This window comes from Bradyrhizobium sp. UNPA324 (genome assembly GCF_006658635.1).
Classification (GTDB): Bacteria; Pseudomonadota; Alphaproteobacteria; order Rhizobiales; family Xanthobacteraceae; genus Bradyrhizobium; species Bradyrhizobium nanningense.
Map to the genome: position 1 here is coordinate 2,653,492 of NZ_LFJD01000004.1, position 12,665 is coordinate 2,666,156.

At 59.4% G+C, this 12,665-nt stretch carries 12 protein-coding genes and 1 pseudogene; 5 read left to right on the forward strand and 8 right to left on the reverse strand.

Going from position 1 to position 12,665, the window contains the following annotated elements; genetic code table 11:
• Positions 1–15: 15 nt before the first annotated feature.
• Positions 16–990, reverse strand: a complete 975-nt coding sequence (locus UNPA324_RS13015) for a tripartite tricarboxylate transporter substrate binding protein (RefSeq protein WP_164936116.1) — start codon at positions 988–990, stop codon at positions 16–18.
• A 235-nt stretch (positions 991–1,225) separates the two neighbouring features.
• Here UNPA324_RS13015 and UNPA324_RS13020 point away from each other — a divergent pair, with 235 nt between their 5' ends.
• Positions 1,226–3,316, forward strand: a complete 2,091-nt coding sequence (locus tag UNPA324_RS13020) for a molybdopterin oxidoreductase family protein (protein ID WP_128918416.1) — start codon at positions 1,226–1,228, stop codon at positions 3,314–3,316.
• Positions 3,317–3,448: 132 nt separating this feature from the next.
• On the forward strand, positions 3,449–4,231 hold the full coding sequence (locus UNPA324_RS13025; protein WP_128918415.1) for an enoyl-CoA hydratase/isomerase family protein: 783 nt from the start codon (positions 3,449–3,451) through the stop codon (positions 4,229–4,231).
• Positions 4,232–4,279: 48 nt separating this feature from the next.
• Here the strand turns inward: UNPA324_RS13025 and UNPA324_RS13030 are convergent, their stop codons facing one another.
• Complete coding sequence (locus UNPA324_RS13030; protein ID WP_141934833.1) at positions 4,280–4,843, reverse strand: site-specific integrase; 564 nt, start codon at positions 4,841–4,843, stop codon at positions 4,280–4,282.
• On the opposite strand from UNPA324_RS13030, the pseudogene UNPA324_RS13035 reads away from it, so the two are divergent.
• Positions 4,812–5,306: pseudogene (locus tag UNPA324_RS13035) on the forward strand (TraB/TrbI/VirB10 family type IV secretion system protein); the annotation flags it as partial. The gene UNPA324_RS13030 and the pseudogene UNPA324_RS13035 sit on opposite strands and share 32 nt — an antisense overlap.
• 4 nt (positions 5,307–5,310) lie before the next feature.
• On the forward strand, positions 5,311–5,556 hold the full coding sequence (locus UNPA324_RS13040) for a DUF2274 domain-containing protein (RefSeq protein WP_128918413.1): 246 nt from the start codon (positions 5,311–5,313) through the stop codon (positions 5,554–5,556).
• On the opposite strand, the gene UNPA324_RS13045 is transcribed toward UNPA324_RS13040, so the two are convergent.
• The 6 genes from UNPA324_RS13045 to UNPA324_RS13070 all read right to left on the reverse strand — a co-directional run bounded on the left by UNPA324_RS13045 (position 5,523) and on the right by UNPA324_RS13070 (position 11,598).
• Positions 5,523–6,482 carry a LysR family transcriptional regulator gene (locus tag UNPA324_RS13045; protein WP_128918412.1) on the reverse strand — a complete coding sequence of 320 codons (960 nt, stop codon included), beginning with the start codon at positions 6,480–6,482 and terminating at the stop codon, positions 5,523–5,525. The two genes, UNPA324_RS13040 and UNPA324_RS13045, sit on opposite strands and share 34 nt — an antisense overlap.
• An 84-nt stretch (positions 6,483–6,566) precedes the next feature.
• Complete coding sequence (locus tag UNPA324_RS13050; RefSeq protein ID WP_128918411.1) at positions 6,567–7,199, reverse strand: acyl-homoserine-lactone synthase; 633 nt, start codon at positions 7,197–7,199, stop codon at positions 6,567–6,569.
• Positions 7,200–7,283: 84 nt separating this feature from the next.
• Positions 7,284–8,012, reverse strand: coding sequence for a LuxR family transcriptional regulator (locus UNPA324_RS13055; protein ID WP_128918449.1), 729 nt, complete (start codon positions 8,010–8,012; stop codon positions 7,284–7,286).
• Positions 8,013–8,354: 342 nt separating this feature from the next.
• On the reverse strand, positions 8,355–9,302 hold the full coding sequence (locus UNPA324_RS13060) for an efflux RND transporter periplasmic adaptor subunit (protein WP_128918410.1): 948 nt from the start codon (positions 9,300–9,302) through the stop codon (positions 8,355–8,357).
• Complete coding sequence (locus UNPA324_RS13065) at positions 9,299–9,517, reverse strand: DUF1656 domain-containing protein (protein ID WP_128932633.1); 219 nt, start codon at positions 9,515–9,517, stop codon at positions 9,299–9,301. The genes UNPA324_RS13060 and UNPA324_RS13065 overlap by 4 nt, the downstream gene beginning before the upstream one ends.
• Positions 9,517–11,598, reverse strand: a complete 2,082-nt coding sequence (locus tag UNPA324_RS13070; RefSeq protein ID WP_141934834.1) for an FUSC family protein — start codon at positions 11,596–11,598, stop codon at positions 9,517–9,519. Before UNPA324_RS13070 ends, UNPA324_RS13065 begins: the two co-directional genes overlap by 1 nt.
• Positions 11,599–11,693: 95 nt before the next feature.
• On the opposite strand from UNPA324_RS13070, the gene UNPA324_RS13075 reads away from it, so the two are divergent.
• Positions 11,694–12,518 (forward strand): AraC family transcriptional regulator, encoded by an 825-nt coding sequence (locus UNPA324_RS13075; RefSeq protein WP_128918407.1) that lies wholly within the window; start codon positions 11,694–11,696, stop codon positions 12,516–12,518.
• Positions 12,519–12,665: the final 147 nt, after the last annotated feature.

A 12,665-nucleotide genomic window follows, 5' to 3' on the forward strand; every position in this document is an offset into this window, starting at 1 on the left:
GATCGCTCTGCGGCCTCAGGATTTGTCGAACTTCTTGACGACGTCAGCCCACTTCTCGATGTCGCCGCGCAGGAATTTGTCGAACTGTTCCGGCGTCATCGACATGGGCACCGCGCCCTGTTCCGTCCAGAGCTTGACGATGTCAGGCCGCTTCACCATTGCGTTGATGGCTGCATTGAGCTTGTCGATCACAGGCTTCGGTGTGCCGGCCGGTGCCATCAGACCCAGCCAGATCGTCGCCTCATAGCCGGGCACTCCGGCCTCGATCGCCGTCGGTACGTTCGGAAGCACGGTCGAACGCTGTCTGCCCGTAGTGGCGAGCGCGCGGACCTGTTTCTCGGCAACGTTCGGCGCCATCGCCGGCACCGCGTCGATCATCATCTGGACCTGTCCGCCGATCACGCCGCTGCGCGCCTCCCCGCTGTTGCGATAGGGAACATGGACGACGTCGATGCCGGCCATGGCTTTGAACAGCTCGCCGGCCATGTGATAGGGCGTGCCCTGACCGGAAGAGGCATAGTTCAACTTGCCCGGCTGCGCTTTGGCGAGAGCGATGAACTCCTGCAGGGTCTTGGCCGGGACACTCGGGTTCACCACGATGACGAGATCGGAATAATTCACCGGCGCGATCGGCGTGAGGTCGCGCATCAGCTCGTATTTGCGTTTGTCCGCCGTCAGCAGCGATTCATTCGCGGTCTGGGTGTTCGACATCATGAGCAGCGTGTAGCCGTCGGCCGGCGACTTCGCCGCCTCAATCGTGCCGATGACACCGCCGGCACCGGTGCGGTTCTCGACCACGAAGGGCTGGCCAAAGCTCTCCTGGAGCACATTGCCGATCAGCCGGGCCGCGACGTCGGCCGGTCCGCCGGCGCCGAACGGCACCACGATCCGGACCGCGTGGGTGGGATAATCCTGCGCGAAGGAGGGGGCCGCGGAGAACGCGGCCAGCAGGCCGGCCGCCAATGCCAGCGCGAAGCTTCGGGCTATCATGCCCACCTCCCTGATGTCGTTCTTGTTGATCGGCACTGTAGCGGGACGGAATACGGACTGTCGACGCCTCACAAAAGCGATTGGGCCGGGAATACCGGGCGGCTTCCGGTGTGGCCGGTCCGCATTTCGCGGTCGCAGCAGGAACCGGCGCCAGGTGCGGCTTGAGCAAATCGCATGGGCGCTGCCGGATAAATGCCCCTCGGCTGACAGGTATTTTGGTGTTACGAACTGGGACATGAACCAGCACGCCAAGATCGAAATCCGCCATTCGACCTGTCCGCATGATTGCCCCTCGGCCTGTGCCCTCGATGTCGAGGTGGTCGGGGGCCGCAGCATCGGTCGTGTCCGAGGTTCGAAGCAACAGACCTATACGGCCGGCGTCGTCTGCGCCAAGGTCGCTCGCTACGCCGAGCGCATTCATCACCCCGAGCGGGTGATATTTCCGCTGCGCCGAACGGGTGCGAAGGGCTCCGGGCAGTTCGCGCGGATTTCCTGGGACGAGGCGCTGGACGAGATCGCGCACCGCTTCAATGCGGCCGAGCGCGAGTTCGGCGCAGAATCGATCTGGCCCTATTACTATGCCGGCACGATGGGCCTCGTGATGCGTGACGGCCTCAACCGCCTCACACATGTGAAGAAATATTCGCGCTTCTATCAGACCATCTGCGCCAATGTCGCGCGTATCGGCTTTGCGATCGGCACCGGCAAGATCGCCGGCGTCGATCCGCGCGAGATGGCGCTGTCCGATCTCGTCGTGATCTGGGGTACCAATCCGGTCAATACCCAGGTCAACGTGATGACGCACGCCTCGCGCGCGCGCAAGGAGCGCGGCGCGAAGATCGCGGCAGTCGACATCTACGACAACGAGACCATGAAGCAGGCCGACATCAAGATCATCCTGCGGCCTGGCACCGACGGTGCCTTTGCTTGCGGCGTCATGCATGTCCTGTTCCGCGACGGCTACGCCGATCGCGCCTATCTGGACAAATACACCGATTGCCCGGCCGAGCTGGAGGCGCATCTGAAGACGCGCACGCCGGAATGGGCGTCCGCGATCTCAGGCGTCCCGGTGGCCGAAATCGAGGCCTTTGCCAAAGCGGTCGGCGAGACCAAGCGCACCTTCTTCCGCTTTGGCTACGGCTTCACGCGCAGCCGCAACGGTGCCACGCAGATGCACGCGGCCAATTGCATTCCCGCTGTGACCGGCGCCTGGCAGTATGAAGGCGGCGGCGCTTTCTTCAACAATTACGCGCTGTGGCACTTCAACGAATCCATCATCGAGGGTCACGATGCCATCGATCCGAGCATCCGCGCGCTCGACCAGTCCAAGATCGGCCGTATCCTCACCGGCGATGCCGAGGCCTTGCGCGGCAAGGGGCCGGTCAAGGCGATGCTGATCCAGAACACCAACCCGATGACGGTAGCGCCGGAGCAGGCGCTGGTCCGGCAGGGCTTTGCGCGCGAGGATCTGTTCGTCGCGGTGCACGAGCAGTTCATGACCGAGACGGCGCAGATGGCCGATATCGTGCTGCCGGCGACGATGTTCATGGAGCATGACGACCTCTATTACGGCGGCGGCCACCAGCACATCTCGGTCGGGCCGAAGCTGATCGATCCGCCCGGCGAATGCCGCTCCAACCACGAGGTCCTGCAGGCGCTGGCGCCGCGGCTCGGCGCCAGGCATCGGGGTTTCGAGATGACGCCGCGCGAATTGATCGACGCGACCTTGAGGTTGAGTGGCCACGGCGACATCAGCGGCCTTGAGGCCGACATCTGGCGCGACCTGCAACCGGATTTCCGCACGTCCCACTATCTCGACGGCTTCGCCCATGCCGACGGCAAATTCCACTTCGAGGCCGATTGGGCGCACCCGCCATTCGGCGTGACCATGGGCGAGGTCGACAAGATGCCGTCCTTGCCGGATCATTGGGCCGTGATCGAGCAAACCGATCAGGCCCATCCGTTCCGGCTTGCGACCAGCCCCTCGCGTTCTTTCCTCAACACCACTTTCAACGAGACGCCGTCCTCGCAGGCGCGCGAGGGCAAGGCCAGCGTGATGATCCATCCGCTGGATGCCGCCGCGCTCGACATCGCCGATGGCGATGCGGTGACGCTCGGCAATGCCCGCGGCGAGACCACGCTGATCGCAAATTTGTTCGACGGCGTGCGGCGCGGTGTGCTGATCGCGGAATCCGTTCATCCCAACAAGAACCATATCGGCGGCCGTGGCATCAACATGCTGACGGGCGCCGAAACCGTTGCGCCCATCGGCGGCGCTGCGTTCCATGACAACAAGGTCTGGATCAGGAAAGCGGTCGTTGCCTGAGGGGTCGCTCCGCCTTGTTCGCCTGCAAATTTGCGTCGAGACGCTAAAGCGCTGCCGCGCAGTAGTTTGAGCTTGCACCTTGCGCCGGAGCTGCCGCAAATGGCGGCACGAAGCGACGGAAGCGAGCGTGCCATGACCGACACCACAGCAATCATCACCGAGAAGCGCGGACAGGCGTTCTGGATCACCATCAATCGTCCGGATAAACGCAATGCGCTGAACCGCGAGGTCATCGCGGGCATCAGCAAAGGCTATCGCGAGGCGCATGAGGACAAGGATGTTCGTGTCATCGTGCTGACAGGCGCGGGCGACAAGGCATTCTGCGCGGGCGCGGATTTGCAGAATTCCGGCGCGGCGTTCGCGATGGATCATTCCAAGCCCAATGTCGACTATGCCGATCTGCTGCGCTTGTCGCAGAACGCCACCAAACCCGCGATTGCGCGGGTCGGCGGCGTCTGCATGGCCGGCGGCATGGGGCTGCTCTGCATGACCGACATGGCGGTCGCGGCCGATCACGTCATCTTCGGCCTGCCGGAGGTGAAAGTCGGCGTGTTCCCGATGCAGGTGCTGAGCCTTTTGCAGACCATCGCGCCGCCGCGGCTCGTCAACGAATGGGCGCTCACCGGCGAGCCGTTCGACGCCAAGGCCGCGCAAGCGGCGGGCTTGCTCAACTACGCGGTGCCTGCCGCCGAGCTCGATGCCAAGGTCGACTGGCTGATCGGCCGCATCGTCGACAAGTCACCGACCGCGATCCGCCGCGGCAAATATGCCATGCGCGCCATCGCCTCGATGTCGTTCGACGAGAGCATCGCCTACACCGAAAGCCAGATCGCGCTGCTGGCCATGACTGAGGACGCAAAGGAAGGCCTGAAGGCGTTCAGCGAGAAGAGAAAGCCGGTTTGGACGGGGAAATAGACGATCATCTCGTCGTAGGGGCGACATGCTCCGGCCATCTGCAGCACTTTATTCCGGCGAAGGAATGACATTCAATCGAAAAAGGAGTGATCTTGTCCGCTCCTCGCGACGCTTTTTTGTTGCTGTGATCAGCTGCTTGCCGGTGCGCTTGGCGTAGGTCGGCAGCTGACGGTTTGACCTATGACGGCCCGCGGCTCGCAGTTCTGCGTCCGTCAGATCGCTGTCGGCGCCCTCAGTGAAACCTCCATGCCGGAAGGAGGTGAAGGACAGTTCCTGGCGGATGCCAGCCTCTGCAACTATCTTCTTCACAACGCTGCGCAAATAGCGCAGGTCCTTGCGCGGTGTAATCCATGGAAGCGGGATTGCCGAGCTACGATGGGCATGGGTACGCCGGAATACCAGGCCCGGGAGCGAAGTCTTCTTAATCTCGTCGAGCTCGGCCATAAATTCAGGAAAAAGGGGGACGCCCGTTTCGTCAAACAGCGGCCACCAAGCTTCTTCTCCGTTCTTAGGATGCACAATCCTAACACTATTTGGCCGTTCGGCAGGTCGGTAGTGCGAGATATCGAAGGCACCAAAGACCGCGCAGGTCACCGAGAATGTTTTTGACACACCGACCGGCCGCTTTCTCCTTGTGCCTCAGGGAGCGCGTCTGATCGGAATTTACGATAGCCAGGTAAGCTTCGGCCAGTCCCGTGTCCTACTCGTGTGGACGCGGCTGATCATGCCGAATGGACTTTCCATCGTTCTCGAGCGGCAGCCTGCCGCTGACGCCGCCGGGTATGCAGGCCTCGAAGACCAAGTCGACAATCACTGGGGTGAGCTGTTCAAAGCTGCGGCACTTTCGACGTTTCTTGCTGTCGGGACTGAGCCGGGTGCCGGCTCCGACACCAACAGCAACGACAGCGCCATTATCCAGGCATTGCGACACGGAGCCTCGGACTCGCTGAATCAAACCGGACAACAGGTGGTTCGGCGCAGTCTCAACGTCCAGCCTACTCTGACCGTGCGACCTGGTTTTCCAGTTCGCGTTCTCGTCAATCGTGACCTCATACTTGTGCCATACGGAGGGTAACGCCATGCCCAAGCTTAGAATAGGAGCGCTGCCCGACGACAAGCCGGTCAAGGTCGCCACTGAGCTTCCAGCGTCAGTGCATCGAGATCTCGTCGCCTATGCAGAGGCCTTGGCGCGCGAAAGTGGGCAGCGTATCGACCCGGCAAAGCTGATCGCGCCCATGCTGGCGCGCTTTATGGCCACGGACCGTGGATTTGCAAAAGCGAGACGATCTGGTCATTCCCCAAGGGCCGGCGAGGGTGAGGGATAGCGTTCTGCCAACAGATTAAGGAAACGCTTCAGAGCCGGATTCTCATTGTCGTCGCGCCAATGCGCATAGAAGTCCACCCGGCTTGGTCCCGCTCCGTCCTGCAACTCCCGGTACACAAGGCCAGCGAAGCTTGCACCAATATCCGATTCCATAGCCAGACTAAGTCCCATGCCCATACTCGTCAGACTCTTGATAATGCCACGGCTTACGTCATGGCGTTCTACCTTGGGCCGATCGTCGGGCAGTACCAGCTTCGAAATCAAGAGATCCTCGAGCTCTCGTCCTGGATCATATTCACTTAGAAGGATCTTTTCGTTACGCAAATCTGTCCAATAGATGATCTCGCGTGCCGCCAGGCAGTGATCCTGCGGCAACGAGATCAGGATGCGTTCGCTCCAGAGCAATAGTGATCTTGTGTCCTTTGAAGGTAAACGTCCAGGGCTAACGACAACGTCGACGGTTCCGCTACGGAGGGCAGTCATCAGACGGAAGCGTGAGCGTTCCATCGTTGCCAGTTCGAGCCCTGGGAGCAGCTTCTTAAACTCACCTATCGTCGCTCGCAAATTGCCCGTGGACATGGATGTGAAGAAGCCGACGACAAGATGCCCAGTATCGCCGCGACCACCGGACCTTCCGGTGTCAACGAGCATATCGACCTGCTCCAGAATCAGTCGTGCAATGCGCAAAACTACGCGGCCGGTCAACGTAGGCTTGATTCCCCCACTTGAGCGCTCAAACAGTGAAGTTCCCACGAGGTGCTCGAGTTGGACGATAGCACGGCTGAACGCGGTATGTTTGATTGAAAGCGCTTCTGCGGCTCGTCGAAAACTTCCATGGTCAGAAGCGGCAACCGCAAGTCGAAGCTGTTGCAGGTCAACAGCTCTCGCCGCGTTTCGCTGACCGTTCCTGGTCTCAATTTCCGTCATGTACCTAGCTCGGTAGCGAACCGCAAGACGCGGCGTCCCCGCTCTAGGCGGGAACAGGCATATCGTTTACTGGCCTGTATCGTTCTACGCGGCCGCGAAGATTACTGGCGTCCAAAGGGCCGGTGCCGAAAGCCCGCCGGCTCTACGAAGGGTGACCAGAGTATCGCGCGAGATCTCGAGGTAACCCGCCACGGCTAAGGTGTTGCCAATTGCGGAAGGATTGCCAATGCGCCGCAGGGGCCAACCCGCTCGTCTAAGGATTCGCTCCATACGGACGTCTGTGACGGTAACGATGTCAGTGAGTTGTCTTGAGAGCCCGAACTCTACCATTCCCGCAAATAGCTCGTAAACAGCACGAGTAAGACCGTGATCCCCCTTCGGGGCATCGGCAGCAACATCGATCGCGAATCTACTACTTTCCCAAACGAGAGGAGTTGACGGCGCAGGTTGACTTTCGAGAAGCGTAGGGAAGGTGTCGCAAAGCATGGTCGGGCCAAGTGTCGGGAGGAGGCGTACGGAACCTTGCACCTGCCCGTTGTCACATAGCTGGACTAGGTAAGCGGGATGCAGTGCATCGAAATCGTCGATCTCCATGTCGCCGCTGGTTTGAACGTCCCATGCCATGCGAAGTTTGAAAACGCGATACCGTAACCGATGCATTTCAGCGAGGGTTTCGGCGAACTGGCCATACAAGGGCGGTGTGATTAGCTGAATCATAGTCCCTCCAGGGGTGTACATCGTCACCTTTGGAGCGGATCTCGGATCTCAAGTCATTACCTGTAGTTGTAGGGGGCTCCGCCCCTAATTTTGCTGCTTTCTTTTCACAGCGGCTAAGCGTGCTACCGCTTGCACAATCGTCCGAACACCAAGTTTTTTCTTCGCTCCTTCTAGGTAGAAGGCAACCGTGTTGCGCGAGATGCCGAGAATGCATCCAATCTCCCAAGCGCTCTTGCCACGAGCTGCCCACTCCAAGCATTCGAACTCACGCGGAGATAGGCATGCCCCCTCTAAATCGTGTACGTTCGCTAGCTTTCGGCGGGTATGAGCATGGAAATACATCGCCATAAGCTGAAGAACGCGTTCATGCGATTCAATGAACCGTTCGAATTGTGGGCGGCTCTGGTCCACGGCAAAGGTCAATGCAGCGATGGGGCCGTGGCCATCGTGAATGGGCACCGTAAAGCCAAACCGAATTCCGAATTCCCCTGCCTCTTCGAAAAGCCGATCCTGTGCTTTCGATGTGAACTTCGAGTTGAAATTAGCCCCCCATCGAAAGGGCTCGGGGTTTCGAAGAGCTTCTTGGATAACGGGATCAAGTATTTGATAATTGTTTCGTAGATAGTGTTCTACCCACCGCGATGGATATGTAGAGATTAGGCGCGGTTTGCCTCTGTTGGCGCGCTGGAGGGCTAGATAGGCAAAACACGATAAGTCCAAAGCGGTCGCGGTGTCCGCCATGGCTTTGGAGAAGTCTTGGAGATCTTCTGCCGTCGCGAGGAGATCAATGAAATTTTGAAAAATGCGGCGCATCGCTGCCAAGCAACCGTGCATGGTGCGAGAGCAGAGATCTCGCCCAATTCGTTGATTTTGCCCACAACAAATGACCAAAGAGCCGCGCTTCGCGGCTGGTGAAGTGAAGGCAAAAACCTCTTATACCAAACACCACAAAGCCGTGCCTCGTACAGTTTGTCTTTGCCTATTCTCATAATGCGCCCGGCATTTTGTGCCGAAATCGCGACCGTCACCCCTAAATTGCCGAATGTGATGCGGCTATGCAACTGGCCAAGGACCTGTCGTGCTGCGGATATTGCGCTGACCGGGCAGCGAGACCAGTTCGCAGTTCAGTGTTGGGCGTCGAATGCTGCCGCATCTTCAAGAGCGCTCCGGTATCGCTGCTGAACGCAAGAGACGCAAGATGCGTGACCCGAGCATTTTCGTAATTGTTGGATTGGGGCTATTGTCGCTATCGATCCAAACTGTGACGGTCCGCCCAACGATCAGTTCATCCGCATCATTTTTCACATGGAGCTTGATCCGTACTGGAATTCGCTGTGCGAGCCGAACCCACGAGAAGGTCGGATTGATGTTCGCCAGCATGCTCGCACCGGAACTCCTTTCGCGATCTTCAATTCCGCGGGCGATGCTCTCGACCTCTCCTCTCAGTGTCGAGCCCCCCATCAGGATGACGTCGGCAGGATCGCCTACATGGATGCGCGCGAGCTTTGTTTCTTCGAAGTAGCCTTCCGCACGCACCGTATCGGTTTCGATCAGCGCCATTATGCCTCGTCCGGCCGGCAGATAAGCGCCCGGCCGGAGATCGAGGTTCGTTACGCGACCACTAACCGGCGCGCGGATTTCTGATCGGATCAGGTTAAGATGTGCGATTTCCAGATCCGCCAGCGCTTGATTGTAGGTAGCCTTCGCTTGGAGGTCAGCCGCGCGGACCGTCTCGCGTTGCTGTTGAGAGACAACGCCGTCGCTAAGCTTTTCATAACGGGTACGGTCATTCGAGGTCCGTTCAAGCGCGGCTTCGCGGCTTGCGACCACGGCTTCTGCCTGCTGGACGGCCAGGCGGAAGCGCTGTGGATCCAGCCGGATGAGTACGTCACCTTTGCGAACCGCCTGATTGTCCTTGATCAGAACCTCTTCGACCAGCCCGGAGACGTCCGAAGCCACGGCGACGACGTCGGCGCGGACGTGGCCGTCACGCGTCCAGGGAGCCTCCTCGTAGTGGTCCCACAAGTTGATGGCAATCGGCGCCGCAATTGCGACGACCAGACCAGTAACAACGATGCGTGGGATCGAACGTTTGGTAGTCATGGAAGAAACTTTCCAAGTAGCGTGTAGCAAATGTCGACGAGAATCACGAAGATTGCGAAATCGAATAGCGCCGGGTGCCATGCGAAGCTCTTGATCTCGAATGAGACAGAGCGGTTGAGTGTTGCGGACAGTGCCATCCCTAGCCCGAGCGCGAAGATACAGGCGACGACAAAGGTCGGTATGAACACGCCCGCGACGTTGATCTCTTCATTCATCACGCAACTCTGTTACCAGTAGGAGCTGGTGCATCTGGAAACAGGGCGCGGCGTAAGCCGACCAGCGCGGTTAGTCTTGCTCGCTGGATTGCGGCGTCCCATTTGCAGTATTCGCGAAGTTCGGTATCAATGGTTGCGCACAATGCCTGCGCATCCTCGAGAGGGAGCTCGATATTCCCAGATGCAAACCATCGGAAGGCGTGCGACAGTTTGACAACAAGACCTTCGAGATGCTCGCTCCCGTGGTCGTTCGCGTTCGCCACGCTTGATTTCAGATCGAGCAGATCCAGTCCCATCTGTAGAGCGGCAAGCGAGCGGCCAGCTTCTGTTTCTACGTCCGTGCCGGACAGCGCCAATCGCGGAACGATCAGGCCGAGACGGTCGAGCATTACGCCCACCCAGCGTTCTCGGTTCATCGGTCTGTGGGCACCGGCCAGGATTGCTAGATCGACCCAGCCATGCCGGATCAGGCGTTTGGCCGCATGCTTTGCGGTCACAGAACGAAATGCGCGAACTGCCAAGAACGCCGCAATAAGACCGATTAGTGACGCTGCATTGACGTTAGCGAACGAAGCGAAGTCCTCCAAGAATCTGTTCTGCAGATCGAGTGCCCCGATTAGACCGAGCCCGAGAGCCAACGCTTTGACAATGTGACGCGGATTGGCCTGGAGATAGCCGATGACGAGAAACGGCGGACCCAGCGAGGCCGCCAGCATCGGAAACCCATCGACTGCTGGGAAAATGACAAAGAGGTAGATGGCTGCGATCGGCAGCGACGCCACAGTCCAGAGTGTGTAGGACATCAGCGTGGGTGCAGGATCGTCGAGGCTGCTGTAGAGCGCTGCAGCAATAGCGGCGATCTGCGCGGCGATGCCGCCTTCCGGCCATGCCGTGGCGATCCAGACCGCGGCGCAGCCAAGGACTGCCGCAAAAAAAGCGGCGACGGATAACGCCGCGAGGCCCTGGTCACGATGGAGGGTTCTCTTGGCACGATGGATTTTGGAAGCAGATGCCGTCGCTAGGCGGGAAGCAGGCTTGGATCCTTGGATGACCTCACTTAGTTCCAGGATTACGGCCAATGTTTCGATCATCGCCCTTGATTTGGCGATCAAGCTGGATACGAGAAACGTATCCCATTCGTTTTGCATGGCAGGAGGTGCGACCTTGAATTCTGCGCAGAAGCGCATCAGGTCGTCTGCGCTGTGCTGCGATTTAGCGGGGGCCCGCACCCATTCGCCCAGCTTTGAGAGAAGCTGATCCAGTTCCGGTGTACGCCGCTCCCCCAGTGCATCCAGCCTGTCTTCGATCGCTGTCAGCGTTGGAAGGACGAGCGCGAGGTTGTCCTGCACGGCCCGAATCGCCCAGATCGGCGGTTTCGCTGCTGCTGTGTCGAAACGGAGGTGGGTCAACTGTATTTCGAACTGCGTAACGTCCGAAGCTAGCCGCCAGCGTGCCGCGTTGCTCTTGGTCGGAGCGCGCTTGAGGAAGACATCTGCTGTCCAAGCGGAGGCATCACGAACCGCTGCATCAATCGACTTGATAAGGGCACTGGTGACGTCGCTTGGAAAGAGCAGAGTATGAACAGCCGTTGCGCAGCAGATGCCGAGCACAATCTCCTCGACGCGGGCCAGAGCGACGTCGAACACCAAATGTGGAGCAGCTACACTCGAGAACGCGACGGTTGTGGCTGTGTATCCTGCCAGCACAAAGGCGTAACTGCGAGGAGTGCGATCCTGAAGGGAAACGTACAGACAGAACGCGGCCCAGCTCGTGATGGCGAGTGTCATCAAGGATGGCTGATTGACCAGCAGTGGGACAAACGCCACGGCTGCGCTGGCGCCGAGCAGAGTGCCGAGCAAGCGGTAAACGGCTCGCGAACGGACGGCGCCGGCGAGCGGTTGGGCGGTAAGATAGACAGTGAGCATCGCCCAGTAGGGCCTCTGCAGGCCCAGACGAAACGCCAGGTAGATTGCGAGCATCGCCGCGATGAACGAATTGGCCGAAAACAGCGCCCATCTGGGGTCGAAGCTGCCGGGAAAAATGGCGTCTCCGAAAATGCGGGAGAGGAGCGTTCGGGTCATCGTTCTAATTCCAGGTCTGACAAGCACCCGAACGATAGAACTTGCGGCCCTCCAGGAATTTCGTTACTTTACCAAAAAATTGCTAAAAGATGACAATGCGCGGTTCTCTCCTTCAGTACTTTCGTGAGCTGGATCCGGACTCGCTCGAGCGTCCGGTCGTCGCACTCATGGTAGATACGCAGGAGAAAGAGGACGAAGTTCCGATCCACACACATCGGAAAGGGCAGTTGGTTCTTGCCCAGCGGGGGGGTGTGACTTGCGAGGTCCCTAGTGGGCTTTGGATGGTGCCTCCGCGATGCGGCGTCTGGATTCCTGGAGGCATGCCGCACAGCAACCGCGCGACCGCCAATGCCAGCATTTACTTCCTGTACGTGGATATGAACGCGGCACCTGTTCCGCACGAGTGTTGCACGCTGTCGATCACTCCTCTGCTGCATGAGGTCATTCACCGTCTGGCGACACTGGCGCCTCTTTATGATCAGGAAGGTCCGGCGGCTCATATAGTCGCGGTTCTGCTGAACGAACTCATCGAGATGCCGACGGAGCGATTGCATCTTCCGGTTACGCGTCATTCAAAGCTGCGTGCGATTGCGGATGCGCTGATGGAAAACCCGGCGGATCGCCGTACGGTGGCAGAGTGGGGCGAGGCGATGGCGCTAGGGGAGCGAACCTTGATGCGCCTCGTCGTCGCCGAGACCGGCATGACGTTCAGTCGTTGGCGCCAACAACTGCACATCATCATCGCGCTTCAGCGGCTGTCGGCGGGAGATTCAGTGCAAGCTGTATCCGAGGTTCTCGGCTACGACTCCGTCAGCGCTTTCATAACGATGTTCAAGAAAGCGCTTGGCAAATCGCCGGCGCGGTATTTTTCCGACCGTGCTAAGCGAGGCGAACAGACGCCCGCGGCTCATCTCAGTTAGAGAAGCTGGCCTTTTGAAAGTGGGACCGGCTGTCGTGGATGGCTCGAAGTCCTCCCGCGACAATATTTCCGCTCATGAACAGGACCGGAAATCGGTGATCGCCCGGTTCGTTCTCATGACCGCGATCCCGTCCACGGACGTCCGTTG

Coding starts and splice junctions, on each gene's coding strand:
- UNPA324_RS13025 (WP_128918415.1), top strand. CDS start 3,449: ATGACCGACACCACAGCAATCATCACCGAGAAGCGCGGACAGGCGTTC.
- UNPA324_RS13065 (WP_128932633.1), bottom strand. CDS start 9,517: ATGAATGAAGAGATCAACGTCGCGGGCGTGTTCATACCGACCTTTGTC.
- UNPA324_RS13050 (WP_128918411.1), bottom strand. CDS start 7,199: ATGATTCAGCTAATCACACCGCCCTTGTATGGCCAGTTCGCCGAAACC.
- UNPA324_RS13070 (WP_141934834.1), bottom strand. CDS start 11,598: ATGACCCGAACGCTCCTCTCCCGCATTTTCGGAGACGCCATTTTTCCC.
- UNPA324_RS13015 (WP_164936116.1), bottom strand. CDS start 990: ATGATAGCCCGAAGCTTCGCGCTGGCATTGGCGGCCGGCCTGCTGGCC.
- UNPA324_RS13040 (WP_128918413.1), top strand. CDS start 5,311: ATGCCCAAGCTTAGAATAGGAGCGCTGCCCGACGACAAGCCGGTCAAG.
- UNPA324_RS13045 (WP_128918412.1), bottom strand. CDS start 6,482: ATGACGGAAATTGAGACCAGGAACGGTCAGCGAAACGCGGCGAGAGCT.
- UNPA324_RS13075 (WP_128918407.1), top strand. CDS start 11,694: ATGCGCGGTTCTCTCCTTCAGTACTTTCGTGAGCTGGATCCGGACTCG.
- UNPA324_RS13020 (WP_128918416.1), top strand. CDS start 1,226: ATGAACCAGCACGCCAAGATCGAAATCCGCCATTCGACCTGTCCGCAT.
- UNPA324_RS13060 (WP_128918410.1), bottom strand. CDS start 9,302: ATGACTACCAAACGTTCGATCCCACGCATCGTTGTTACTGGTCTGGTC.
- UNPA324_RS13055 (WP_128918449.1), bottom strand. CDS start 8,012: ATGCGCCGCATTTTTCAAAATTTCATTGATCTCCTCGCGACGGCAGAA.